Below are 25,528 nucleotides of genomic sequence, written 5' to 3'. Positions count from 1 at the left end.
AAGTAAAGGCGTGCAAAATCACTTTGTAATCTAATGGTTAGAAAACATTTGTTTCCGATATTTATCCATAAGAGCACTGTTAAAAATCAAAATGTGGCGAATTTGCAAATCCTAAAAAACCAAATATGACAAAAAGGAATGTGTTCATCATCGGTACCCTACTTTTGATGGCTTTTGGCATCATCATGACAGCCTTTAAACCAATGCTGCCGAAAGCAAAGGGTTTAAAAGACTATTACCGAAACTACTTTCCTATTGGCGTAGCCATTACCCCACGTGATCTGGATGGCACAAACAAAGCACTCATCCTAGATCAATTCAATAGCGTGACAGCAGAAAATGCCATGAAAATGGCCCCGATTCATCCTGTGGAAAATGAATACAACTGGAGAAACGGAGACGCTATTGCCGGTTTCGCCAGAAAAAACAACCTAAAAATGAGGGGGCATTGTCTGGTGTGGTACAATCAGGCACCGCGATGGTTTTTCAAAGATGAACAGGGAAATACCGTATCAAAAGATTTATTATTGAAAAGGTTAAAGGAACACATTCATACTGTAGTTAATCACTATAAAAAAGATATTTATGCTTGGGATGTGGTAAATGAAGTTATTGCTGACGATTCTACCTATTTCCGCAATTCGCAATTTTATAAAATAGCAGGTGAGGATTTTGTAGAAATGGCTTTCCGTTACGCGCATGAGGCCGATCCAAAGGCCCGTTTATTTTATAATGATTATAATACAGAACAACCTAAAAAGCGGGATAAAATTTATAAAATGCTAAAGACCTTGCTGGCCAGGGGCGTACCCATTCATGGCATCGGCTTACAGGGACATTGGTCGGTAAGTAACCCAAGCCGTTCCGAACTTGAAAAATCAATCGCGTTATTTGCCGGCCTGGGCCTGGATGTGCAGATTACCGAACTGGATGTTTCTGTATACGATGGCAACCAGGGCGGGCAGCTCATTCAAAATGCCGAACAAAAAGCAAAGGTAGAATTTACCCCGGAAATGGAATCGCGCCAGATGGAACAATATAAAATGATATTTGAAGTATTGCGGAAATATAGAAAAAACATTACCGGCGTAACCTTCTGGAACCTGTCTGACCGCTATACCTGGCTGGATGCCCGGGGCAGAAAAAATTATCCCCTGTTATTTGACACTGAACTAAAGCCCAAAAAGGCATTTTATGAAGTGACCAAGTTTTAGATCCGATATTGGATCCACAATTTATCAACCTATAAAATATTAACCATCTGCTAAAACGATTAATTCGCCATGAACTTTGGTGATCGCTAACCAAAACCTATGAGAAAAGCCCAACCTTTAAAAATCTTCATCACCCTTTTACTTTTAACGGGTTTCAGTTCAGTAAAAGCGCAACAATACCCTTTTCAGGATTATAAACTGCCTTTTGAAAGAAGAGTTGACGACCTGGTTTCACGCCTGACACTGGAAGAAAAAGTATTTCAGATGCTCAACTCTGCCCCGGCCATTCCGAGATTAAAAATCCCGGCATACGACTGGTGGAACGAAACCCTTCATGGCGTGGCCCGTACCCCTTTTAAGGTAACCGTGTTTCCGCAAGCCATTGCCATGGCAGCCACCTTTGATTCGGATGCCCTGTTTAAAATGGCTGATTATGCTGCACTCGAAGGTCGTGCCATCTACAATAAAGCGGTAGAATTAGGTAGAACCAATGAGCGCTACCTGGGTTTGACCTACTGGACACCCAATATCAATATTTTTCGCGATCCCCGCTGGGGCCGGGGTCAGGAAACCTATGGTGAAGACCCTTACCTTACCGCTACTCTGGGTGATGCTTTTGTAAGAGGCTTGCAGGGTGATGATCCTAAATATTTAAAGGCCGCTGCCTGTGCCAAACATTATGCGGTACATAGCGGACCGGAACCACTGCGGCATGTATTTAATGCCGACGTCAGTCAGTTTGATCTTTGGGATACCTATCTTCCTGCGTTCGAAAAACTGGTTACCCAATCTAAGGTGGCGGGTGTAATGTGTGCTTATAATGCTTTTCAGGGGCAGCCTTGCTGTGCCAGCGATTTACTTATGACAGATATCCTGCGCAGGCAATGGAAGTTTACCGGTTATGTAACCTCCGATTGCTGGGCGATAGATGATTTCTTTAAAAATCATAAAACCCATAAAGATGCTGCTGCAGCCTCTGCGGATGCTGTTTTTCATGGTACTGATATTGATTGTGGCACAGATGCTTACAAAGCCTTGCTTACTGCAGTTAAAAACGGGATCATTACAGAAAAGGACATCGATGTTTCCGTAAAACGCTTATTTATGATCCGCTTCAGACTGGGCATGTTCGATCCGCCAACGATGGTTAAATATGCCAATACCCCCATCACCGTATTGGAAAATAAGGATCATCAGGCACATGCACTGAAAATGGCCCGCGAATCAATGGTTTTACTGCGCAATGAGGCCAATACCCTTCCATTGAAAAAAAACCTGAAGAAACTGGTGGTTTTAGGTCCGAATGCAGATAATGCCATTGCCGTACTGGGTAATTATAATGGTACCCCATCCAAAATCACCACGGTACTGGAAGGCATAAAAAACAAAGTTGGTCCAAATACAGCGGTGGTGTATGAACAAGCCGTATCATTTACAAACGATACCCTTTTAAATTACCTTGATCTGGACAAACAACTGAACATCGACGGTAAGCAGGGATTTAAATCAGAATATTTTAAAGGGGAGAAACTGGAAGGAAAACCAATTCTTACACAAATGGAGGCCAGCCTTAACCACAGTTGGCAGGAAGGCCAGCAGATGGAAGGAGGCCTTACCGCAAATCATTTTTCAGCACGATACACCACCGACTTTAAAGCCGCGCAAACAGGCAGCATGACTTTTGAGCTGGAAGCTGATGACGGCTACCGCTTTTTTGTAAATGGGAAAAAAGTATTGGATGCCTGGACCAGAAACCGCTGGGGAGCACAAACCTATAAGCTACAAACTGTTAAGGATAGTACTTATAACCTGGTTATTGAATACTGGCAAGGCGAAGGTACCGCTAAAATCCGCTTCTCCGGTGGTGCATTTATGCGTACTGATTTTAATGCTTTGGTCAAGCGGCACCAGGATGCAGATGCCTTTATTTTTGCAGGAGGCATCTCTCCTCAGCTGGAGGGCGAAGAAATGAAGGTCGATCTTCCTGGTTTTAGCGGTGGCGACCGGACATCCATCATGCTTCCACAAGCGCAAACAGCATTAATGAAAGCCTTAAAAAACAGCGGTAAACCAGTGGTTTTTGTGATGATGACAGGAAGTGCCATTGCCATGCCGTGGGAAGCAGAAAATATTCCGGCGATTGTTAATGCCTGGTATGGTGGTCAATCGGCTGGTACGGCCATCGCCGACCTGCTTTTTGGCGATTATAATCCATCTGGCAGACTCCCGGTTACTTTCTATAAAAGCGACCAGGATCTGGCCAACTTTAATGATTACAGTATGGAAAACCGGACCTACCGCTACTTTAAAGGCAAGCCGCTTTTTGGTTTTGGCTACGGATTAAGTTACACCACTTTTCGTTATGAAGGCTTTAACGCACCCGCAACAATTAAAGCGGGTAAAGGCACTAAAGTCACCGTAAAAATCACCAATACCGGAAAAATGGAGGGTGATGAGGTTGTACAACTATATGTAACGCACAGTGATCCGGCGATTAAAGCTGCCAGGAAAGCACTTAAAGGTTTCCAAAGGGTAAGCCTGGCCCCTGGCAAAAGCCAGCTCATCAGTTTTAACCTGCAACCCGGCGACCTTACCTATATTGATCAAAACGGCAAAAAACAACCGCTGACAGGCAAAATAGACATTACTGTTGGTGGCAGTCAGCCCGACGAAACCTTGAAAACCAGCGGAAATATTTTAAGCCACACGCTTAACATCAACTAAAATGAAAAGAACAATATACCTGGTACTGACTTTTATTGCCTGTGCCTATCTTGCAAAAGCTGAAGACGGACATGAACTTTGGCTGCGTGGTAAATCTGCTGCAAGTGTTCAGATACAGCACAGCAGAAAATCATCCGTTCTGGATGTTGCGATAAATGAGCTGAAAACGGGATGGCTAGGTAAAAATGAGGCCAACATAAAGTTCGAATTCAGCCAGCATGCATCCATTAAAGGTGATGGCTTTCGCCTGGAACAGGATAAAATTATTGCCAGAACCGATCTTGGCATCCTTTATGGAACCTATGAACTGCTCAGAAGGCAGTATATGGGCAAAACGGATGATCACTTTAGTTCCAACCCCTCCTATTCCCGCAGGATATTGAATCATTGGGATAATCTGGATGGATCAGTAGAACGTGGTTATGCCGGTCAATCCATCTTCTGGAAAAATGATCAGGATTTAACCATCAGCAAGGCAGATGAGGCGCTTTATCAATTATATGGCAGGGCCAATGCTTCCATCGGCATAAACGGAACAGTATTAAACAATGTGAATGCCTCGGCAAAAATTTTAACGGCACCCTACCTTAAAAAGGTTCAGGCCATTGCCGGAATTCTACGCCCCTATGGTTTAAAGGTTTATCTGTCTGTTAATTTTTCCTCACCGGTTACCATCGGAAAACTGAAAACTGCCGATCCACTTGATCCACTCGTCAGAAAATGGTGGGCAAACAAAGCGAAAGAAATTTACCAGCTGATTCCTGATTTTGGCGGTTTTCTGGTGAAGGCCAATAGTGAAGGACAACCGGGTCCGCAGGATTTTGGCCGCACACACGTGGATGGCGCGAATATGATGGCTGATGCGGTATCTCCTTTCAACGGAATCGTGATGTGGCGGGCTTTTGTTTACCAAACCAGCGAACAGGACCGAACCAAACAGGCTTATACAGAATTCCTTCGCTACGATGGGAAATTTAAGAAAAATGTGATCCTCCAGGTCAAAAACGGACCATTGGATTTTCAGCCCCGTGAACCTTTCAGTGCCTTATTTGGTGCAATGAACCAGACACCGGTGATGCCGGAATTTCAGATTACGCAGGAATACCTCGGCCAATCCAAACAACTTGCTTTTCTCTCTACCCTCTGGGAGGAATGTTTAAACAGCGATACTTACCAAAAAGGCAAAGGAAGCACTGTTGCGGTGGTTACTGACGGAACACAGGATAAAAGTACATTCACTGCTATTGCAGGTGTGGCTAATATCGGTTCAGACCGCAACTGGACCGGGCATATTTTTGCACAGGCCAACTGGTATGCTTTCGGCAGATTGGCCTGGAATAACCAGCTTAAAAGTGAAGACATTGCCGATGAATGGATCAGACAGACATTTTTAGGTGTTCGGGAGAATGCAAAGGACCAGTCATTTGTGAAACCCGTTAAGAAAATGATGCTCGAAAGTCGCGAAGCAATAGTGAATTACATGATGCCACTTGGCCTGCACCACATCTTTGCCGAGGGACATCATTATGGCCCTGCTCCCTGGTTTGCCAATACTAAAATCAGGGCCGATTGGACTTCTGTATATTACCACAAGGCAGACCTGGAAGGGCTGGGTTTTAACAGGAGCCACAGCGGAAGCAATGCCGTAGCACAATACCACGAACCATTGCGTTCCAGATTTGATGACCTGAATACCTGCCCCGAAGAATACCTGTTGTGGTTTCATCATGTGCCCTGGACTTACCGGCTTAAAAATGGTCAAGATCTCTGGACAGCACTCTGCTATCGTTATGATACCGGCGTACAACAGGTGCGGGATTTCCAGAAAACCTGGGATAAAATGCATGGCCTTGTAGATGAAGAACGCTTCATGGCAGTACAATCCAAATTGCGGATACAAAGCCGTGATGCCCAAATCTGGAAGGATGCCTGCCTGCTGTATTTTCAGACTTTCAGCAAAAGGGAAATTCCTTTTGATATCGAGCGCCCTGTTCATGACCTCGATGCCCTGAAAACCCTGAGCAAAAGTAAAAGTTATGAGTAGTTTTGGTACGCCATACCGCCTCGTTTTTGCAAGGCGGATTTTTCAGCAACCGAAGGATATTAAACAGTATTTAATATCCCGGGTTTTGGTTCCGGTATGCTTTCGGACTAAGTCCGGTGATTTTTCTGAATATCCTGGAGAAATATTGCTGATTTTCAAAACCAGTTAATCTGGCAATCTCTCCATATTGTATATTGGTGGTCATAATCAGATATTGTGCCCTTTCAATACGCTTTTCCAGTATAAAATTGACCGGACTTTTACCTGAATACCGATGAAAGATTCGGGAGAAATAATCTGTATTGAGATTTGCATCCGAAGCCAGTTGACTGACTTTAAGGGGCTTTGCGATATTAATCTGTATATAACTGATTGCCGCGAGAATTGCAGAAGGTATAGCCTCCTGATTGGAGATCCCAAATCTTTCTGACTTCATAAACCTGGATAACAGCTGCAAAATAATGCCCTGGGTTTCAAATTGTGTGGCAGCTGTTTGAAGCTCATTCAGTTTCGTATACTCCTTATAATAAACATCTTTTTCATATACTTTTGGATTATCAGAACGGTTGATTCCTCTTCCGGGGTTAATCTCAAGCAGCCTTTTAAAGTTACCTACATCAATGGCAGATGCAGCTACACTTAAAACCTCCCTGCAATGTCCGAATAAGGAAATGCCATCTGGTGACTCTTCAAAAAACTGAACAAAATATTGCGACAAATAATCCTCGCAATGCAAATCACAGAGGGTAAAACTAGGAATGAGATACAGATGACCTGCTGCAAGTGGCGTACGTCCGGCTGGACTATTGATATAACCTGTTCCATCTTCAATGTAATAAAGCCTGTAGTAAGGGCTGATGACATTGATAAAATTCCAGCTGTGTCCTAACCTTACGGCATCAGCATTTAAAAGATGAAAATGGTTTTTTATAAATTTCATGGATAACAGCATACTAAATCTTCCTGACGTTTCTTAGGGGATACGATGTAGCGTGCAATGAATATATCAAATGCAGTCAATGCATCAAAACATTCTGATCATTAATTATCCATTAGTTCAAAAAGAGATTTCATTATATGGATTAAGACGGCTCATCATCGTATAAAAAACGGCCGGAAAAAATCCGGCCGTTCTCATCTCAAATAAATTGTGATATGGAGCCGTGATGAATTAACTGATTTTTATGGGGACGGCAAAAGATGGCAATTTGCTGTGCGCCGGAAAGGTTACCTTCAAGCCATCTGCGGTACGTGAAAACGGCAAGGGTGCACCTGTTGCAACCAACTCCACTTTATTAATTTTTTGTCTGTAATACGGACTATTCTCTGCCAGGCTTTTGATGAATATGACGTCTTTTTGCGGCACAGACATGATGGTTGCAAATAAAACATCACCTTTTGTGGCAAACCTTACATCTTCCACCGTAAAAGATTTCCCCTTGCCTTCATTAAAACCTTGTGCCGTTAGTGCAGCAGCAGCCTGTTGTGCCGGACCTTCGCCAAAAATCTTCCAGGGGCGGGTTTTATAAATACTTTCACCATTCTCCCGCATCCACTGGCCAATCTCTTCCACAATTTTAGCTTCCAGCTCATCCATGGTGCCATCCCCCCTTAAAGGTATATTTAACATCAGATTTCCATTTTTACTGACGACATCAATAAGTGTATGTATAACTGACTGTGGGGTTTTATACCTGTTCTGATCATAAACTTCGCGGTTATAATGCCAGTCGCCGATACAGGTATCCGTTTGCCATGGTAATGGCTCAATAGCATTGCTTTGACCTCGTTCAATATCCCACACCATGGCCTTTCGCTGTTCAACATCCAGAATCTTGCCTGTGATTACCGCCTGAAGGCTTCCTTTTTCATTTATACTTTTATTGTAGAAATGAGATGCGATCTCCAGTCCTGCATCACTGATTGGCCATAAGGGAAGCTGCGAATCGTCAAAATAGATCATGTCTGGCCCGTACTTATCAATCAGCTCAATGGTCCGTTTATAAAAATTTTCAATATATTTTTGATCGGGGATGCTTACCCCATTCCCCCAGTTCCACTGGCGGTGAATCATGCCATCATCTAAACTGTTTTCACTTAAGGCATGGTTCTGGGCATACAGTTCCTGAGGGTCAAGCCCCTCCCACCATTGGCCTTTACCCTGAGTTTTTGTGAGCTTCCCGTCATATGGAACACCTGCCAGTGGCCCGGATTTATCCGAGCGTTGTGCTGTTTCAAACCAACTCCAGGCATGTGCGGCATGCACACTTACACCAAAGTGTAATCCTCTTTTGCGGGCTGCATCAGACCAACCTTTAACAATATCTTTTTTAGGGCCTATTTTGGTCGAATTCCAGTTTTTCTGGTAAGAACTGTCATATAAATCCAGGTTATCATGGTGGTTCGCCAAAGCCATAAAATATTTCGCCCCTGTGCGGTGATAAAGATCTACAATGGCCTGGGGATCCCATTTTTCTGCTTTCCAGGTATTGATCACATCTTTAAACCCAAATTTAGAGGGATGTCCATATTTTTTGAGGTGAAACTTATACTGACCGGAACCTTCCATATACATATGCCTGGCGTACCAGTCGCCTGCCTCTGGCTGACATTGAGGCCCCCAGTGTGCCCACATCCCAAATTTGGCATCACGAAACCACTCGGGCGTCTGGTAATTTTTTAAGGATTCCCAGGTAGGCTGAAAGGTGCCCTTCGGCAAACCAGTATTCGGCTTACCTATCATATGTTGGAGCAATGATGCTTTAGCAACCTGTGTGAGATAAAGTCCGGGGATACCGGCAGCAATGTACCTGAGCAATGTTCGTCTCTTCATAAAATATTTGGCTAAAAAGATTAAAAACAAATATACAGACCTCCCTGCCTATAGTTTTTGTATCAGTGCGACAAATTATTGTACTGATCCGACTTTTCGCTGTTTAGCTTCCCTAAAGCATTCAATAAGCAGCAGAGACAACATTCCCAAGCAAAGCATGCAATTCAAGTAAGATAGCGTTTTTCATGTTCGGATTAAAATAGATCACATAGTAGAATTCCGGGGGGTTGCTCCGGATCTAAATAAAGTCCCTTTAAAGTAAAATCCAAATCTTTTTATCCGGTTTTTTTAAGATCATTCTCACTAAACGCAAAACATAACAGATAGCAGCTATAAATCAAGTTAACCTCTTTCTCTCTTTATTTTTAATCATTAATTACCACAAACGAACGGCAAACTTAAGTGTTCATACACAAAATTTATGTCGTACCATACCGTATAAGAATTATTTAGATTTCAAAAATTCCAGTATTGAACTTCCCACCTCTTCAGGCCGCTCTTCCTGAATGAAGTGGCCACTATCCTTAATCTCCTTTAATTGTAGATTTTCAATATAATTTGGCAAGGATGCCTTCAGCATTGTGAGTCCGGCGCTACTTCCAATTCCTAAACACGGTGCCGCTATCATCTTCATTTGTTTAATATCCTGAATATCTTCCGGAAATGCCTGATACCAACCATTAGATCCCTTAATTGCTTCTTTGGATTCGTAAGCTTTTGCATAAACCTTCCTGTCAAAATCATTTATACTTTCTTTGTCAACCAGCATTTTATCGAAGATCCAATTCTGTACAATATGATAGCGCCCTTCTAATAACAACTCCGGTAATTCCTTTACCTGGTTGAAGGCCACCCACCAAGGATGCACAGGCATCCCGATTGGCATCATAGGCAGTTTATAAAGATCTTCTTCGGGGTGTGGGGTGTCCAGCACAATTAATTTGTCAGTTTGATGGGGAAAGTGGCCGGCAAAACTGATGGCAATGTTGGCCCCGATGTCATGGCCTGCAATACTTACTTTATCAAGTCCTAATTTTTTTATTAGCGATGCGATATCTCCAGCCATTGCTTTCTTACTATAGCCTTCGCTTGGTTTGCTTGAAGACCCCATGCCGCTATAATCAACAACAATTACTTTATGATGCTTTGCCAGCATCGGCATGATTTTGTGAAAGCTCCACCAATTCTGCGGCCAGCCGGCAAGCAGTATCAATGGTGAACCTTCACCACCTTGTACATAATGGAGTTTAAGTCCCCCTATATCCTGGTATTGATTAGTGAACCCAGGCAATAGGCTTACAAGATATTCATCATCATATTGTTCCTTTTGTGGTAGTGTCAATTTTGAATTCATAGATTTTTTGTTTTGTGCAATGCTTCTGATGCTCGTTAGGATTAATATTAAAAGCAATACTGTTGTAAGCTTATTTCTTTTTTTCATTTCATGAATTATTTATACCAATACTGCCTTTAAAAGCAGTCCAGGAAAGCATCTTAATATCATTTACTGCTACGTCTCCGCTCGTTTGTGCTGCTATGGCAATGTCTATCATACCTCCAAAAAGATCGTAAATCCACGGGAGTGGGATCGTGCTTTTGATGATCTGTTTTTCTTGTAACGCTAGAATTAGCTTAAACCATTTTTCTTTGACATTGTCATAAACTTCCACTTCAGTACCAACTACATCAGCATATCCGCTACGATCAAATAGCTTTTTAACAAAAGAGTATTCTGTACCAATTGTTAACGCCGCGTAAAACATGTTCTCAATCTGTTTCAAAGCTTCATTACTGCTATCATAGGCTTGATTCATGGCTAAATTACATGTGGTCATCATTTTCTCCTGACAACATTGGATTAAAGTACTTCGATCTTTAAAATACCTATGGATTGTTCTTCTATTTAATCCAAGATGATTTGCAATCTCATCAATGCTTGCTTTTTCATTCTTGTTTAAGCAGAAAACGGCAGCATCAACAATTTTATCCTTTGTACTTTTCATGGCGCAAACATAAGACAAATGTCACACATAAGAGACATTTTTTTAAAATTTATTTCTTATAAAAAAGTTATGGATGAAGATTGTGTTTGCATCAACTAAGCTGTGCAGAAAGCAATTTAGGGGCTAAGAATAATTTATAGATGAATCCTGTTAGCAAAAAAAATTGATTCTTTGGAGCTGGAATTTAAAAGGGTAAAATTATGCACCAGTTACGACAAATAGAAAAGCTCAAAAAACGAACATTTTCTTGATTTTCTTTAGCAGAATTTGATTTTTTCGCCTTGCCGCACAGGGCGAACTTTAAATTCCCGAGGCCTTTAGTGGCAGACTTTCATCAAAGTGACGAAGCAAAAAAAATTCCAAGTCATTGTTTTCAACGACTTGGAATTATTGGTGGAGAATATCGGATTCGAACCGATCACCTCTTCACTGCCAGCGAAGCGCTCTAGCCAAATGAGCTAATCCCCCTTATGGTGCAAAAATAGCAATTAGTTTAGCTAAAGCAAATGATAAATTAATTTATTATTAAAATTCTTTTTAAACGCTTCAGCAACATCATCGACAGCACACTTAGTGCCGAAGGTAAAGGATAATCGATAAACAGAAAAAGAATAAAAGTAACCGCCAGCAACAACACCAAAAACATCAGCGCTTTAAAAAAGGTGTCCATGTAAAACATGGCTACAATAGCTAAGGTATATATTGGAATGGAAATGACGATAAGAAACATTAAACCTAAAATAGAAGGTTCATGTTAAGTCAGCATTATATTGTAATTAACTCACGTTCTTATTCGGTCGTTTCTGATCAGCAGGAACCAATGATCAAACATGAATGCTGCCAGAAAATGATCCCGCCATCCAATCTTATTTCATATCCGCAATTTTAATAGAACCTCCGATAAACTCTCCATCTGATAAAAATTAGGGTGTTCAATGGTATGATCAATATGTTCATGCACCCAAGTGGTATGAAATGGAATGTGAATGGCATTCCCACCAATGGCTAAAACCGGTAAAACATCAGATTTCAGTGAATTACCAATCATCAGAAACGCTTCCGGTTGACAATCCAGGTGCCTGATTAACTTCTGATAATCTTTTTCCTGCTTGTCACTCATCACTTCAATGTGGTGAAAATAATGATCCAGACCAGATTTCGTTAGTTTTCGCTGCTGATCCAGTAAATCGCCTTTTGTTGCCACTACCAATCTGAATTTTCCATGCAGGGCTTTCAGCACCTCTTCCACTCCCTCAAGCAGTTCCACTGGCTTATTCAGCATGGACTGCCCTAACTCAATCACCTTTTGGATCACCAAGGGATCCGCTTTTCCTTCCGTAATGCGTAAGGTAGCTTCAATCATACTTAACATAAAGCCTTTGATGCCATAACCATATAAAGGCAGATTCAGGATTTCAGTTTCATACAAAGCCGCAACAATGCTTTTTACGGGCATAAAATCTGCTAACAGCGAAGCAAACTGCGCTTCCGCCTCACGGAAATAAGGTTCATTTACCCAAAGGGTATCATCGGCATCAAAGGCAATCACCGAAATTTGATTATCCATAATTCTGCTTAAATTTTGCGTGACAAAGGTAAAAAACATCATGATCGCATCAAGCATATTTGCCTGCCTGCGCGATCTGCATGAATGATTCAAACCAGTACCGGGACATCCTTTTCGAAAATGATATACGCTGGAATATTTGTTAGTGGAGAACGCGCGACTCCGGCGTGAAAAAGAAATCACCCGCTTTCTATGCCTGTGGCATCCTGATAATAAGTTTCATCCACATCAAAAGCCTTTTTGCAAAAAAAAATGACCATAAAACTGCAAAAAATTAGTTTAAAGGGGGGCTGAAGAAACAGTTAATAAAAATTAAACAACTGACATGCTGACTTTTAAAACTAATAGAGATACTTGTGTAACGTTTTCATTAATTCATGCGTTTATCTTAAAAAAAACACCAATATTAAGAATATATTTGCAACCTTTAAACCAACGGCTCAATATGTTAAAAATATTAATTTCTAACCTGATTTTCAAAATACCTGCCCGGCCATTTCAATGGCAGTTCCAATTAATTAATAAACCTGTGCTTTAAAACAGTTTTTTTGTTGATGTAATAAAAAATTTATGAGTGCTCACATAAACGTATATACAAATTCTCTAACGGACAAACTGATTCCTGAAATTATAGAACGCTTAAATCAACATGAACATGTATTAAGCCTGGAACCGTCATTTACATTTAATAATCCAAGAAGTATTTTGTCTTTGATTTTCAGGTGGACGAAACCAAGTATTGAAATTCTGAACAACAGCGATCTGAAAGCACAGTTTAGCACATCTTTTAAGCCCTTTGAACTGGCTGAATTTAAAAGAAAAAACGTCCGCCAAAAGGTGGTTAAACAAAGTTTCATCAATAAATTATTGGGCAAAAAGAAAACCAAGGTTTATAAACCGATTAAAATCAGTGCCGAGGTAGAAGCACAACTTAAAGGCTATAATAAGGTTTTTTCTATTAAATATTATCCTGGAAACTTATTTGAACATCACCTGGCTTCTTTATTTGGAAGCATTGTAACGGAAATGGGTAAAGGAATCTGTCATTTCACCAATGATGATACCTGGTATACAGATAAAAACGCAGTGGCAGAGTGTATGGCTAATCTGTATTCATTGGAAGAACTTTCTAACGTAGCAGAAGAAAATGTGCTGAAGATCCCCCTCGTGAAAACACGCCTTTAATTTATTATCGTCACTATAAACATTTTCTAACCAGACTTTCTTGTAAACTGTCATTTATTGTCGTTGCTTTTTAACCTTATGTTGAGGCATTAATTTTAGCAAAAAGGAAATAACAACAAACATTTTATTTGACCGTTTGTTAAAAAACAGATAAATACGCTGATCATTCATCGCTGAATAAATGTTTTGCCGGTGATTGATTTAATGCCACATATTTTCTGTAACATTTGGAATTTAATTGTGGAAAGGGTATCTTTTTTTATTTTTGGCGCAGATAGTATATCCTTTATCTTAACGATAATACAACTATAAATTTAAAGTAAGCATATGAATGTAGAACAAGTTTTTAAAAATAACGAGGAATGGATCGGCCGGAAACTGGCTAATAATCCGGATTATTTTACAGAATTAGCAAAAGGCCAGACACCTGAGTTTTTATACATTGGATGTTCTGATAGTCGCGTTACTGCCGAAGATTTAATGGGTATACAACCTGGACAGGCTTTTATACACCGAAATATTGCCAACCTGGTCAACAACGTAGATTTAAGTGTGATGACCGTCCTGAATTATGCGGTCCGTCATTTAAAAGTGCAGCACATCATCGTTTGTGGCCATTACAATTGTGGCGGGGTTAAGGCTGCCATGCAACCTGCAGATATGGGGATTTTAAATCCATGGCTCAGAAACATCCGCGATGTTTACCGTACGCACCGTGATGAATTAAATGCAATTGAAGATGAATCCGCCCGCTACAATAGATTGGTGGAACTAAATGTACAGGAACAATGTGTGAACTTACTTAAAACAGCCGCTGTACAGGAAGCCATTACAAAAAGAGGTTTAACCGTACAAGGTTGGGTATTTGATATCCATACCGGCCGTTTAATTGATCTGAAAATAGATTTCGACAGTATCCTGAAAGATATTAAGGAAATTTACAACCTTTATCCTTAATCATATAGTCAGCCGTAATTGGCTATAAAAATTTTATTTAATAAAAAACCGGTGCCTGAAGGATATGGATGTTTAATACGCCAGCTTCAGACACCGGTTTTAATTTATAGATAGCGTTGTTTAAAGACTTTAGACTCCGAACTCAAAACTTTGGACTCCAAACTACCTTCCCATCCAGCCGCCATCAACAGTTAATATGGTACCATGAACGTAATCACTTGCATTTGAGGCCAGAAACAAGGTTGGGCCTTTAAAATCTTCTGGTGTCCCCCACCTTCCTGCGGGAATACGAGATAAAATAGCAGTACTTCTTTCCTGGTCTTCGCGCAAAGCTGAAGTATTATCGGTTGCTACATAACCCGGGGCTATGGCATTTACGTTTACCCCCTTAGATGCCCATTCATTTGCAAAAGCCTTGGTTAAGGAGGCAATCGCACCCTTACTGGCAGCGTAACCCGGAACCGTAATTCCACCCTGAAATGATAACAGTGAAGCGGTAAAAATGATCTTGCCACTTCCCCTTGCCACCATGTCACGCCCGATTTCTCTTGTTAAAATAAAAGGTGCATCTTGGTTTACGGCAATTACCTCATCCCACATCTCATCCGGGTGCTCGGCAATTGGCTTACGCAGAATTGTGCCAGCATTATTTACCAGTATGTCAATTTGCGGATGTTCTGCTTTAACTTTTGCTACAAAAGCCAGGGTAGATTCACGTTTACCAAAATCACATTGATAAGCATAAAACTTTCTTCCCAGTTTTACAACTTCCTGCTCAATTGAACTTCCTTCCAGTTCCAGACTGGCCGAAACACCAATGATATCTGCTCCGGCCTCTGCCAGGGCGACCGCCATGGCCATGCCGATTCCTCTTTTACAACCCGTTACCAATGCAGTTTTACCTGCCAAATTAAATACGTTAGCTAACATTTTTTGTTTAGTTATCATGATTTCGGGATCTGCAGCACTAAATCCAGGATTCCCCATACCATTCTTTCGAAATTATTTTAATTCAGTGATGGCACAGTGGTCCATATCACCATAATCCAGGTTTTCACCAGCCATTCCCCAGATAAAGGTATAGTTGCTGGTTCCGGCTCCGGAATGGATGGACCAGTTGGGCGAAATTACCGCCTGATCATTCTGCATCCAGATATGACGCGTTTCCTGAGGCTGCCCCATAAAATGGCAAACACTCTGTCCCTGCGGAACCTCAAAATAGAAATAGGCTTCCATTCTTCTGTCATGGGTATGGGCAGGCATGGTATTCCAGACACTGCCTGACTTTAACTCAGTCATTCCCATCTGCAACTGGCAGGTGGGCAATACACTGTTCACCAAAAGTTTATTGATAATGCGGTGATTAGCTGTTTCAGGAGTGCCCAGTTCAACTATTTCTGCTTCGGCCTTGCTGACTTTCTTTGTTGGATAAGTATGATGAGCAGGTGCAGAATTGAGGTATAGTTTACCTGGTTCAGCAGCATCTGCCGATTCAAACGAAACAACCTTTGTTCCTTTCCCGATATACAGGGCCTCTTTATATCCAAGTTCAAATTGAACGCCATCAGCGGTGACAATGGCCTTACCGCCAACATTGATCATGCCCAGTTCCCTGCGTTCTAAAAAGTAACTGGCTTTTAGATCGTCAGGATTTGGCAAATCCAGTTTCTGATGAACAGGCATGGCACCGCCAACAATGTACCGGTCAAAATGTGATAAGGTTAAATTAACCTGGTTAGCCTCAAAAATGCTTTCGATTAGAAAATTTTCCCGCAATGCTGCGGTATCCATTTGTTTAACTTCTTTCGGGCTCTGGGCGTAACGGCTTTCGAATGTATTCATTGGTTAAAATTTGAGGTGTGGTTAAAATTGAAAGATCAATCTTCTCCACAAATATATTTAACCGATCCTGATTAAAGGAATTAATAGTCAAATTGTTTTTGTTAAAAGACGAATACGTCAGTGTGCAGCTATGTTCATGGAATCATCAGTTTGAGCGATATTTTCCGGATACTGCAGCACCTCTTCTTTTTTTCTGCTGGAAACGCGTATATTTTCTTTATGCTCCGTTTGTAAATAACCTTCTCGATCGTATTTTTTACGTACCTGAATTGATTAAATACGATTGATGACACCTCAGAAAGCCCAAATGGTGTAAGCCAGGCTTTCGTATTCCTTCAACCTTTTGACACCACAATTTCCCGTCTGATGTTTAAATAGAAACTCGTAAACAAATTTTCTAACTGGCTTTTTTATCGGTTTCCGGTACTTTTATTTCTTCTGGTTAATTCTGATGTTGCGCTGCAGACCGAACCCAAACCAACCTATTATTGGCTGTAAAACGATATTGATCCTGCCACCATTTGGCGCCGCCGCGACAAGAGGTAAGGAATAATTTCCGCTTCTGATCAAGGGTAACATCGCACAGGCAACTGCAACCGGCTTTCCCATAATCGGGTTCAGACAACTGATCAAAACGCTTTGATACAGGGTTATATAACCATATGCTAAACATGCGGTACACCCCCATACCGGCATCGGGAATAGAGAATGCCAAATCGTCATAACCATCAAAATTATAATCGGCAATGGTGCTTTGCCGGGCTGCATTTGGCGAATCGAAATCAGGCAGCGCAGCATTAAATCGTTTACCGTCGGGATATTGAATATTTAACTTATTGTTATCAAAATGGTTAAAACGAATTAATGCACCATGTAAAAGGTATTGATCATCATTATGGTCACCCTTATGTTCCATATTTTGTAACTTAAATCTTTTGTTATCCTTGTTGCGCAGATACCAGATGTTATCAATACCATTTATGGTTTGTGTAAGGCCATAACGGCCATTTATCTTTCCGTCAATCAGCTCATCCCACACTAATGTTTCCACATCTGGCTGCCCGTCGCTTCTACCGCTTTTATCAACGTGATAACTTTTAATGCGCAAGGCGATAATATGAGTTTGGCCCTGGTATTTAACAAAAGCACCTTTGCCTCCATCTCCAAAATAAATACTTAAGGAAAAGGGTTTACTTAAACCAACTGATTGCAAGGTGTAGGGCTGTGCCAGGCTTCTATTGCCCAAAAATACAGATAAGAGCAGGATCAGTTTTGTTACTATTTTCATTTCAATATTTCTTTAGTTTACCATTTGCAGGCATCTTATAATTCCTGAGCACACTCACTATACACCACGATTAAATTTCATCTTCCGTGAAATGGTGCCTTCCTCCTTATTTTATTCGTTATATTTTCCATTTAAACTTAATTCAAATTAATCAATCTTTTACATCATTAAAACAAGTAATTGCAATTTGCAGCAGCCGGGGTAACAGCTGTTAGACGTTGCTTAAGATTTGATGAAACGATTATCGATGGATGATATTTAATGCTATTTACAGGGATATGTTGGATAAACATCAATCTCCTAACTGTTTATCCTTTGGTGCAGATGTATTAACCTTTTGCTTACCTTTTGTTTACCCTTCGTTTACCCCTTGTTAACCCTTTGCTTACCCTTTGCTTACCCTTGGTTAACCCCTGGCTTACCCTTTGTTAACCCCTGGCCTACCCTTTGTTAACCCTTTGCTTACCTAAAAGGTAACAAAACACACTACAAATGGTATTTAGGAAGCGAGCACACTGGTATTCTTAAAATTAACCAGTATCAGACCAATGATGATGCATTGGTTATTGCTGTGGTGATAAAACTATAATAATTGCTGCTTTTAATCTATTGCCTGCTTATCCCACTCCCACCGCATGAGGGTTACATCTTTAAGGCTTAAAGAAATAAGACCTATCATGAAAGCAAACTTGTGTACATCACATTTGTTATTCAACTATAATCCATCCAGATGAATAGATTACTTGATAGAATACTTCCTTTTATTTTACTTACCTCCATGATCCTGTCCTGTAAATCAGGGACGGTGAATTTGTTTAAAGCCGCCAGCCCGCATGAACAGTATCTCAGAAAACTCGAAACTTCAGGTTTAAACAAAACCGCCATGGGATCAGCCTGGATCAAAACTGCCTCTTTAAGTATGGAAAAGGCATTGAATATCAATATTCCTTATCTGGAAACCGGTTATTTTGCTTCGGACAGAACACCTGCCGCCGCTTACAAATTCACGGCCACGAAAGGACAAAAGATAAACATCTCCATCACTAAAAAACCGACAAATGCTGCCATGCTCTACCTTGATCTCTGGCATTTACCGGCAGATGGAAAAATCAGGATGGTGGCATCTGCAGATACGCTGAATAACCCCATCCAATACGACATTGAGGCTTCAGGAAATTACCTGATCAGATTACAGCCTGAACTGCTGCAAAGCGTTCAGTATACTTTAGAAATCACCTCAGGCCCTTCACTGGCTTTTCCTACGCAATCAAAAAGCAAAAACATTGGAAGTTTCTGGGGCGACGGACGAGACAATAATGCCCGGAAACATGAGGGAGTTGATATTTTCGGCACTTTTCGAAGTCCGGTTTTAGCCATTGCCGAAGGTACCATCACCCGGGTAAATGAAAATAACCTGGGTGGAAAAGTGGTTTGGCTGAGACCAAAAGGTAAAGATTATACGCTATACTATGCACATTTGGATGAACAGATCGCCATGCAAGGCCAGGAAGTAAAAACAGGTGACACCATTGGTTTGATGGGCAATACAGGAAACGCCAGAAATACCCCCACGCACCTCCATTTTGGGATATATGCTTCTGACGGAGCTACGAATCCTTTGCCCTTTATTGATCCGGTAACGAAAACACCTCAAAAAATTATTGCTCCCCTTAACAGTCTGAATGAAAACTTAAGAACTTCGAAAGCGGTGAAATTTTACCGTGCGCCTTCTCCGGCTGCCCTTGCAGAAAACCTGGATGCGGCTACTCTTCTGAATATTCAATCGGCAACCGGCCATTTCTATAAAGCTGAATTACCTGATGGCAAAACCGGATTTGTACCAAGTGCGGCATTAAGCAAAATAAACAAACCCTTAAAAAAAATTAAAGTTAATTTGGCCCAACAAATGGTTTACGACCAGCCGGATAGTGCAGCCGCTGTAAAAAAGACACTGGCAGCCGGACAATTGGTAAACGTTTTAGGCAATTTTGGAAATTATCAATTCATCAGTGAAGATCAAGTGCCTTTGGGTTGGATTGTTAAGTAATTTTGAATATGAAAATATATCAGCATGCGCTTTCATTGCGCGCAAGAAAAAGAGGCTTTCACCTCATCACGGATGAAATAGAAAATTCGATGAAAGAAATCAGTTTGATAAAGGCCGGTATTTGCCAGATATTCATCCAACATACCTCTGCTTCATTAACCATTAACGAAAACGCCGATCCCACGGTAAGGGTAGATTTTGAAATGTTTTTTAACAAAACAGTAATGGAAAATGATCCGGCTTATGAACATGATTATGAAGGTGCTGATGACATGCCCGCACATTTAAAATCAGCTTTACTGGGCAGTTCCGTTACCATTCCTATCCGGAACGGAAGGCTGGCACTTGGCACCTGGCAAGGGATATATTTAGGTGAACACCGCAATCATGGCGGTCCCAGGCAACTGATCATCACCGCCTGGGGAGAATAATACGCGATAGCGTAAAGGCCTGCCTCTCAAATCAAATCTCCATCACCGGAACATTTTAAGTGTGCTTATGTGAAAGGATTATTTTTCCGATGCATGCTGCTTCACTTCTTCAACAAGCTCAGGATGATTATCCTGGATAGAAACATGGCCGGTTTCAACCTCTACCTCCTTCAGCGTTACCGCATAGTGTGAAGGATAAATTTCTGATCCGTAGGCAATGGCATAAGCTTTGGTAAATTCGGCTCCGAAATATAAAATGATAGAGGAATAATATGTCCACATCAACACGACAACCAACGATCCTGTGGCACCATAGGTTCCACCCACATCACTTTGTCCGATATAAAGGGAGATGGCGAACTTTCCAATCATAAACAAGATGGCGGTAACCACTGCTCCGGCAATTACATCCCGCCATTTAATAATCGCATCTGGCAATACTTTAAAAATCACCCCAAAAATTAAGGAGATAACAGATAAAGTTACTACCTGGTTAATGACATAGAATACATAATAAGAAATATCTGCAAAACGGGCCTGCAACCTGGCGCTAAATATATCTAAAAGGGAAGTTACGGCTAAAGAAACCAATAGAACAAAACCTAAACTAATGATCACAGAGAAAGACAGAAACCTGTTCTGCAGCATTTTCACCCACCCTCTTTTAGGTTTAGGTTTGATGCCCCAGATGGTGTTAATCGAATCCTGAATGTCGCCAAAAATAGTAGTTGATCCAATCAGTAAAGTAACAATACCAATAATCAGGGCAATGGTACTTTTGCCATCCAGGTAAGCATTTTTAATCAGCTCCTGCAAGGATGCTGCAGACTCTCGACCTAAAAAGCCCTCCAGTTGCGCATATACCTGGCCTTCGGCTATTTCTCTTCCTAAAAAAATACCACATAAAGAAATAATAACCACCAGAAGCGGCGCCATCGAAAACACAGTATAATAAGCCAGTGAACCACTTAATTTCGTAACCTTATGGTCTCCAAAACCTGTAAAAGCGGCTTTTAACACGCTCCATATTCCCCTGATAGTGATTTTGTTCTTTGCCATAAATAGATCGGATAGAATAAATATATACCTATTCTAACTGTTCTGCCGGCAGAATTGTTTAAACTTTATAAGAATGAACATCAAAAGTCATCAACTTTTAATCACTTAACGGGATGGAGAAACTAAAAACAGAACCCTTGCCCTCTATGGAGTCAACCCATATTTTGCCGCCCAGTCTTTTAATAATTTCTGATGAAATATACAGTCCTAAACCCAAACCCGGAAAAGTATGTTGCTTTTCCCCGCTCACCCTGTAAAACTGTTCAAAAACATGATCTTTTAATTCGGGGCTGATGCCAATTCCATAATCTCTTACCGAAACCTGAACACGATCTTCCAGATCATGCGTATAAATCACCACTTCACTGGCACCAGGAGAATACTTGATGGCATTGGTTAACAGATTGGTTACCACCTGGCAAATGCGATCACGATCACCGATAATATTCCTTCTGAACCCCAGGTCTGCCCGAATAGCGTGATTAAAGGAAGTCCGCTGAACATCTTCAATCACCTCCTCAACCATCTCATTGAAATCAAATTCCGTTGGGTTAAACTGCAGCCTTCCGGAATTCATTTTAGTGACATCAAGCAAATCGCTGATCAAACTGCTTAAACGGTCTACCTGTTTATTCATCCTGGCCAGAAGATCCGCATTTTTAAAATCACCGGAACGCTTAAACATAGCTTCCAGTACCTGTGCATAGGCTTTAAGACTGGTAACAGGTGTTTTTAATTCATGACTGGCAATACCTAAAAAGTCATCTTTTTGCTTTTCCAGTTCCTTTTGGTGATGAATATCTGTGTTGGTACCATACCATTTGATGATATTTCCTTCAGCATCTTTAAGTGGAATTGCCCTGACCAGGTACCAGCGGTAGGTTCCGTATTTATCCAGGCAGCGAAATTCAATTTCATACGGATTACCTGTTTCTAAAGAGGCTTTCCAGGTTTTAATGGCATCAGGAACATCATCAGGATGTACATTCTCTGCCCAGCGGCTGCCCAGTGTTTCATCATCGCCTTTACCGGTTTGGTCAAACCATCGTTTATTGATATAATCCAGGTAGCCGTCTGGCTTACTAGACCAAACTACGGGCGGTACACTATTGGCTAAGAACTCCAGTTCTTCCACTGCATTTTGCAAGGCTGCATTTTTATCAGCCAGAATTTTCCGGATGTTTAGTTCCGGACGTAAATCTCTGGCGATGGCTGCTATTGCCACCGGCATATTGGTAAATTCTTCCCTGATCATATAAAACTGTTTATGAATGGGGATAATTTCTCTGGTTACCTGATGGATTAATTCAAGTTCTCCAGACCATTTTCCTTCAGCAAAAAGCACGGGAAGGATTTCCTTTTTAATCTTGTGATTTGATGCCTCGCTATGGTAATCAAAAAGATTGGTGTTTAGCAATTGGTCCTTATCAATGCCGATAAGGGCAATACCTGATGGATTGATATAGCGGGTACGGCCATCTATGTCGCAGTAATTACAAAAATCTTCGCTGCTGCCGATGATGGCTGCCAGTTTCTGAAGATCTGCCTTTACCCTGATTTCCGGCCTTAAATCCCTGGCGGTGGCTCCCCTTCCGATAATCTCACCTGTTTCCAGATCTTTGATCAATAAATAGCTAACCATACAGGGAATACTTTCCCTGGTTTGATAGTTAACCAGGGTGATATGGCCTGTCCATCCCCGTACTGCATCAATCTCATTGATAATGTGGTTCTGTACACGTGCCAATTCTTCAGGAGTATAAAAATCACCGGCACTGAATTTACTGACGTCTGCATCCAGCGCTACGCCCAGCATTTTCCTGGAGGCTTCATTCATGTAAATCAGTCTGCCATCTAAATCGGCAATAGTCATGTGGTCGGCATTATGATTGACCAGCGTTAACATCTGATGTTCCCTTTGCCTGGATTTTACTTCATCTGTGATATCCTGTACGATACCTGCAAAGCGGTAAGCAATATCGTTTTCATTAAAATAAGCTTTTCCTTTACAGTGAACCCATCTGATCTGGCGATCTTCTTCATTGATGGTGCGGTATTTAATATCATATTGCCCGTCATTGACCTGATGAATAGCCTTAGATACGGCCTCACGAACCATCTTCTCATCCTGAGGATGGATACAGGACAATACTTCTTCATATTTAACCTCGCCCTCTTTACCAAATCCAAAAAGGGTCCTGCATTTATCATCCCAGTTTACTTTGTTGTTAATGGGATCAAAATCCCATGTGCCAATTTCAGCCGATAGCAATGCAAAAGATAAACGTTGCTGTGTTTCAATAATTTGCTTTTTTGCTTCTACCAGCTCGGTAAGATGCGCGGCGGTATTAATAATGGCAAAAACTTCCCCCAGATCATTTCTGATGGGTTTATAGGTAAAAGTAAAATAGAAAGTTTGTAATACACCATTTACCTCCAGATCTGCAGGAGATTCTTTGGTATGATAAGTTTCCCCGCTTTGAAAAACCTGACTTAATATCTGAAAAAATGGTTGTCCTTCCAGTTCAGGAAGTGCTTCCATGAGTTTTAATCCGATAATTGAGGCTGATTTACCCCACAAATCGAGCATGGCCTGGTTTGCAGCTCCTATGATCATATCCACTCCAATATATAGGGCTGTTGGCATCGGTGATGCCTCTACCAGAGACTTATATCTCTCCTGCTCAGAAAATAGCGTTACCATTAAATAGTTTTGTTCATTAAAGATAAGAAATACTATTTAATCAGAAATAAAAGCAACAAAAAAGCCTTGATTAAATCAAAGCTTTAGAGAATATTTCATGTTTATTTACTTTTAATCCACGTGGCAATATCATTAACCAACACTTCTGAAACATTTTTTGGGATCTGGTATTGTGCAGAGCTGCCTTTTTCGGCTTGTACACTTAGCAAGTGGTTAAGTTCAGGATAATATTTAAGCTGAACATTTTTCTTTTTTCCCAATGCCGCATTCCAGAGGTCATAATCAGTTTTACTTACCTGGAAATCATTTCCGCCCTGAAGGATATAAATTCTTTGTTTATTTAATCCTTTCGCTGCATTAACCTGATCATAGGCATTTAAATCGGCCCAGTATTTTGCCGGTATACCCAATATTATGGAATCTGGTTTGATGCTTGTACCTAATTGTGAGATTCTGCTTTTATTGATCTGTTTAACAGCCTCATTCAGTTGCGCTTTATTCTCTGCTGTGGTATCTTTAGAAAGATTAAACATGTATTTATTCTGTTCGATAATGATATCCGTTAGCTTTCTTGCCGGAGCCGCCGCCAGAATGATGCCGGCCAGATCTGGTGTGCTAGTTGCAATTCTCGGTGCTAACATACCACCCAAGCTATGTCCGAATACGTATACCTGCTTTATATTTGCCCCTGTAATGGTTTTGGCCATGGCAATAGCAGCCGCAGCATCATCCAATACTTCATCCTTTACGGTATAAACATTTGCAAATTCATTGGGGTATACCAGCGTTCTTTTCACATAGCGTACCGAGCCGATTCCTTTGGAAGCTAAACCTGTGGCCAGATCTTTAAAAGGTTTGTTTGCACCGATCGTTTCATCCATATCGCTTGGCCCCGAACCATGCACAAAAACCACCATCGGAAAATTCTTCATATCTTTAGGTGTGGTAATGATGGCAGCCAGTTGCTTTCCGGCTGCACCAATATAAACTGATTTTTCGCTATAGTGACTCGTATCAGCATAGGTGGGTTTTAAATAAGCCGATGCTGTTTTAGGCGGAGCCAGAAAAATGCCCACAATTTTTTGTGCTTTATTGAAACCTAAAATAAAATTCTGATCTCCGTTACTGAATTTACCTTCAACAGTTACGGCAAAAAATTCACCCTGTGCCTTACTTTGAATCGCATCGAATGATTCTGCCTTTCCGAATTTGGTTCCCATATCTAACCATAACTTTTTTAATCCTTCTTCGGTAAGTTTGCTTTTCAGGGTGTCATCAAAAATGGCATGCGCATCGGCAAATTTTTCTTCCTGTAATAACTTAAAGAAATCATTTGCGCCATTAAATAGTTGAATGACATTTTGTGAAAATGCACTTGTAGTAAACAAAAGTGCGATGATCATTAAAATATTTTTTTTCATGTCTGGTCTTGGAATTGTAGATATTCAAAGTTAATAATATTTACCACTCAAAAGCCGCTGAATCAACTATCTATTTAGTTTTAACTTTTTTTAACATTTAGCAGAGTAAGAATAACATGTTGTCGTTTCTCTTTCAGCATATCCTGGCATCCTTCACCGTCATCAACTGGCTGATGTGTAACGATGAGCCTGTCAGCAAAAGGTTTATT

General features: G+C 41.0%; 19 protein-coding genes and 1 tRNA gene. 7 read left to right on the top strand and 13 right to left on the bottom strand.

Annotated features, from left to right (window positions below; all coding sequences use genetic code 11):
• The first annotated feature begins 125 nt into the window (after positions 1–125).
• The 3 genes from OQ267_RS05955 to OQ267_RS05945 all read left to right on the top strand — a co-directional run bounded on the left by OQ267_RS05955 (position 126) and on the right by OQ267_RS05945 (position 5,982).
• Positions 126–1,214 carry an endo-1,4-beta-xylanase gene (locus OQ267_RS05955; protein WP_265835213.1) on the top strand — a complete coding sequence of 363 codons (1,089 nt, stop codon included), beginning with the start codon at positions 126–128 and terminating at the stop codon, positions 1,212–1,214.
• A 99-nt stretch (positions 1,215–1,313) separates the two neighbouring features.
• Positions 1,314–3,938: a glycoside hydrolase family 3 C-terminal domain-containing protein gene (locus OQ267_RS05950; RefSeq protein WP_265835212.1), complete on the top strand. Its 2,625-nt coding sequence runs from the start codon at positions 1,314–1,316 to the stop codon at positions 3,936–3,938.
• Between the two features lies 1 nt (position 3,939).
• Entirely contained in the window at positions 3,940–5,982 is a 2,043-nt protein-coding gene (locus tag OQ267_RS05945) for an alpha-glucuronidase (protein WP_265835211.1), read from the top strand.
• 70 nt (positions 5,983–6,052) lie between these two features.
• Here the strand turns inward: OQ267_RS05945 and OQ267_RS05940 are convergent, their stop codons facing one another.
• The 7 genes from OQ267_RS05940 to OQ267_RS05910 form a co-directional block, all read right to left on the bottom strand.
• Entirely contained in the window at positions 6,053–6,922 is an 870-nt protein-coding gene (locus OQ267_RS05940; protein ID WP_265835210.1) for a helix-turn-helix domain-containing protein, read from the bottom strand.
• A gap of 231 nt (positions 6,923–7,153) precedes the next feature.
• On the bottom strand, positions 7,154–8,815 hold the full coding sequence (locus OQ267_RS05935; protein WP_265835209.1) for an alpha-L-fucosidase: 1,662 nt from the start codon (positions 8,813–8,815) through the stop codon (positions 7,154–7,156).
• A gap of 445 nt (positions 8,816–9,260) precedes the next feature.
• On the bottom strand, positions 9,261–10,256 hold the full coding sequence (locus tag OQ267_RS05930; protein WP_265835208.1) for an alpha/beta fold hydrolase: 996 nt from the start codon (positions 10,254–10,256) through the stop codon (positions 9,261–9,263).
• Between the two features lies 1 nt (position 10,257).
• Positions 10,258–10,818 (bottom strand): TetR/AcrR family transcriptional regulator, encoded by a 561-nt coding sequence (locus tag OQ267_RS05925; protein WP_265835207.1) that lies wholly within the window; start codon positions 10,816–10,818, stop codon positions 10,258–10,260.
• Positions 10,819–11,209: 391 nt separating this feature from the next.
• Positions 11,210–11,286 (bottom strand) — tRNA-Ala (locus OQ267_RS05920).
• A 46-nt stretch (positions 11,287–11,332) separates the two neighbouring features.
• Positions 11,333–11,548, bottom strand: coding sequence for a hypothetical protein (locus OQ267_RS05915; RefSeq protein ID WP_088299236.1), 216 nt, complete (start codon positions 11,546–11,548; stop codon positions 11,333–11,335).
• A gap of 141 nt (positions 11,549–11,689) precedes the next feature.
• Positions 11,690–12,385, bottom strand: a complete 696-nt coding sequence (locus tag OQ267_RS05910) for an HAD family hydrolase (protein WP_265835206.1) — start codon at positions 12,383–12,385, stop codon at positions 11,690–11,692.
• Between the two features lie 570 nt (positions 12,386–12,955).
• Between OQ267_RS05910 and OQ267_RS05905 the strand changes: the two genes are divergently transcribed.
• Positions 12,956–13,570, top strand: coding sequence for a hypothetical protein (locus OQ267_RS05905; protein ID WP_265819782.1), 615 nt, complete (start codon positions 12,956–12,958; stop codon positions 13,568–13,570).
• A 327-nt stretch (positions 13,571–13,897) separates the two neighbouring features.
• Positions 13,898–14,527 (top strand): carbonic anhydrase, encoded by a 630-nt coding sequence (locus tag OQ267_RS05900; protein ID WP_088299233.1) that lies wholly within the window; start codon positions 13,898–13,900, stop codon positions 14,525–14,527.
• Positions 14,528–14,689: 162 nt separating this feature from the next.
• On the opposite strand, the gene OQ267_RS05895 is transcribed toward OQ267_RS05900, so the two are convergent.
• From OQ267_RS05895 to OQ267_RS05885, 3 genes are all read right to left on the bottom strand, one after another.
• Positions 14,690–15,457: an SDR family NAD(P)-dependent oxidoreductase gene (locus tag OQ267_RS05895; protein ID WP_265819783.1), complete on the bottom strand. Its 768-nt coding sequence runs from the start codon at positions 15,455–15,457 to the stop codon at positions 14,690–14,692.
• A gap of 72 nt (positions 15,458–15,529) precedes the next feature.
• Positions 15,530–16,369 carry a 5-dehydro-4-deoxy-D-glucuronate isomerase gene (gene kduI, locus OQ267_RS05890; protein WP_265835205.1) on the bottom strand — a complete coding sequence of 280 codons (840 nt, stop codon included), beginning with the start codon at positions 16,367–16,369 and terminating at the stop codon, positions 15,530–15,532.
• A gap of 442 nt (positions 16,370–16,811) precedes the next feature.
• Positions 16,812–17,657, bottom strand: coding sequence for an XAC2610-related protein (locus OQ267_RS05885; protein WP_265835204.1), 846 nt, complete (start codon positions 17,655–17,657; stop codon positions 16,812–16,814).
• Positions 17,658–18,387: 730 nt separating this feature from the next.
• Here OQ267_RS05885 and OQ267_RS05880 point away from each other — a divergent pair.
• Both OQ267_RS05880 and OQ267_RS05875 read left to right on the top strand, forming a co-directional pair.
• Complete coding sequence (locus OQ267_RS05880; RefSeq protein ID WP_265835203.1) at positions 18,388–19,704, top strand: M23 family metallopeptidase; 1,317 nt, start codon at positions 18,388–18,390, stop codon at positions 19,702–19,704.
• 8 nt (positions 19,705–19,712) lie between these two features.
• Positions 19,713–20,135 carry a secondary thiamine-phosphate synthase enzyme YjbQ gene (locus OQ267_RS05875; protein WP_265835202.1) on the top strand — a complete coding sequence of 141 codons (423 nt, stop codon included), beginning with the start codon at positions 19,713–19,715 and terminating at the stop codon, positions 20,133–20,135.
• Positions 20,136–20,213: 78 nt separating this feature from the next.
• Here OQ267_RS05875 and OQ267_RS05870 read toward each other — a convergent pair whose 3' ends face one another.
• The 3 genes from OQ267_RS05870 to OQ267_RS05860 form a co-directional block, all read right to left on the bottom strand.
• Positions 20,214–21,194, bottom strand: a complete 981-nt coding sequence (locus OQ267_RS05870; protein WP_265835201.1) for a YihY/virulence factor BrkB family protein — start codon at positions 21,192–21,194, stop codon at positions 20,214–20,216.
• A gap of 97 nt (positions 21,195–21,291) precedes the next feature.
• A complete protein-coding gene (locus tag OQ267_RS05865; RefSeq protein WP_265819789.1) occupies positions 21,292–23,898 on the bottom strand; it encodes a PAS domain-containing protein in 2,607 nt (868 codons plus the stop codon).
• 101 nt (positions 23,899–23,999) lie between these two features.
• Positions 24,000–25,319, bottom strand: a complete 1,320-nt coding sequence (locus tag OQ267_RS05860) for a DUF3887 domain-containing protein (RefSeq protein ID WP_265835200.1) — start codon at positions 25,317–25,319, stop codon at positions 24,000–24,002.
• Positions 25,320–25,528 lie beyond the last annotated feature (209 nt).

Source organism: Pedobacter sp. MR22-3 (assembly GCF_026240075.1).
Classification (GTDB): domain Bacteria; phylum Bacteroidota; class Bacteroidia; order Sphingobacteriales; family Sphingobacteriaceae; genus Pedobacter.
Note: the sequence above shows the minus strand (reverse complement) of the source record. Positions and strands in the feature narration are given on the sequence as shown.

What these genes read in the sequence shown, in the direction of transcription:
- OQ267_RS05945 (WP_265835211.1), top strand. Translation starts at nt 3,940, where the DNA reads ATGAAAAGAACAATATACCTGGTACTGACTTTTATTGCCTGTGCCTAT.
- OQ267_RS05935 (WP_265835209.1), bottom strand. Translation starts at nt 8,815, where the DNA reads ATGAAGAGACGAACATTGCTCAGGTACATTGCTGCCGGTATCCCCGGA.
- OQ267_RS05895 (WP_265819783.1), bottom strand. Translation starts at nt 15,457, where the DNA reads ATGTTAGCTAACGTATTTAATTTGGCAGGTAAAACTGCATTGGTAACG.
- OQ267_RS05950 (WP_265835212.1), top strand. Translation starts at nt 1,314, where the DNA reads ATGAGAAAAGCCCAACCTTTAAAAATCTTCATCACCCTTTTACTTTTA.
- OQ267_RS05900 (WP_088299233.1), top strand. Translation starts at nt 13,898, where the DNA reads ATGAATGTAGAACAAGTTTTTAAAAATAACGAGGAATGGATCGGCCGG.
- OQ267_RS05860 (WP_265835200.1), bottom strand. Translation starts at nt 25,319, where the DNA reads ATGAAAAAAAATATTTTAATGATCATCGCACTTTTGTTTACTACAAGT.
- OQ267_RS05930 (WP_265835208.1), bottom strand. Translation starts at nt 10,256, where the DNA reads ATGAAAAAAAGAAATAAGCTTACAACAGTATTGCTTTTAATATTAATC.
- OQ267_RS05940 (WP_265835210.1), bottom strand. Translation starts at nt 6,922, where the DNA reads ATGAAATTTATAAAAAACCATTTTCATCTTTTAAATGCTGATGCCGTA.
- OQ267_RS05880 (WP_265835203.1), top strand. Translation starts at nt 18,388, where the DNA reads ATGAATAGATTACTTGATAGAATACTTCCTTTTATTTTACTTACCTCC.
- OQ267_RS05915 (WP_088299236.1), bottom strand. Translation starts at nt 11,548, where the DNA reads ATGTTTCTTATCGTCATTTCCATTCCAATATATACCTTAGCTATTGTA.
- OQ267_RS05875 (WP_265835202.1), top strand. Translation starts at nt 19,713, where the DNA reads ATGAAAATATATCAGCATGCGCTTTCATTGCGCGCAAGAAAAAGAGGC.
- OQ267_RS05955 (WP_265835213.1), top strand. Translation starts at nt 126, where the DNA reads ATGACAAAAAGGAATGTGTTCATCATCGGTACCCTACTTTTGATGGCT.
- OQ267_RS05870 (WP_265835201.1), bottom strand. Translation starts at nt 21,194, where the DNA reads ATGGCAAAGAACAAAATCACTATCAGGGGAATATGGAGCGTGTTAAAA.
- kduI (WP_265835205.1), bottom strand. Translation starts at nt 16,369, where the DNA reads ATGAATACATTCGAAAGCCGTTACGCCCAGAGCCCGAAAGAAGTTAAA.
- OQ267_RS05905 (WP_265819782.1), top strand. Translation starts at nt 12,956, where the DNA reads ATGAGTGCTCACATAAACGTATATACAAATTCTCTAACGGACAAACTG.
- OQ267_RS05865 (WP_265819789.1), bottom strand. Translation starts at nt 23,898, where the DNA reads ATGGTAACGCTATTTTCTGAGCAGGAGAGATATAAGTCTCTGGTAGAG.
- OQ267_RS05885 (WP_265835204.1), bottom strand. Translation starts at nt 17,657, where the DNA reads ATGAAAATAGTAACAAAACTGATCCTGCTCTTATCTGTATTTTTGGGC.
- OQ267_RS05910 (WP_265835206.1), bottom strand. Translation starts at nt 12,385, where the DNA reads ATGGATAATCAAATTTCGGTGATTGCCTTTGATGCCGATGATACCCTT.
- OQ267_RS05925 (WP_265835207.1), bottom strand. Translation starts at nt 10,818, where the DNA reads ATGAAAAGTACAAAGGATAAAATTGTTGATGCTGCCGTTTTCTGCTTA.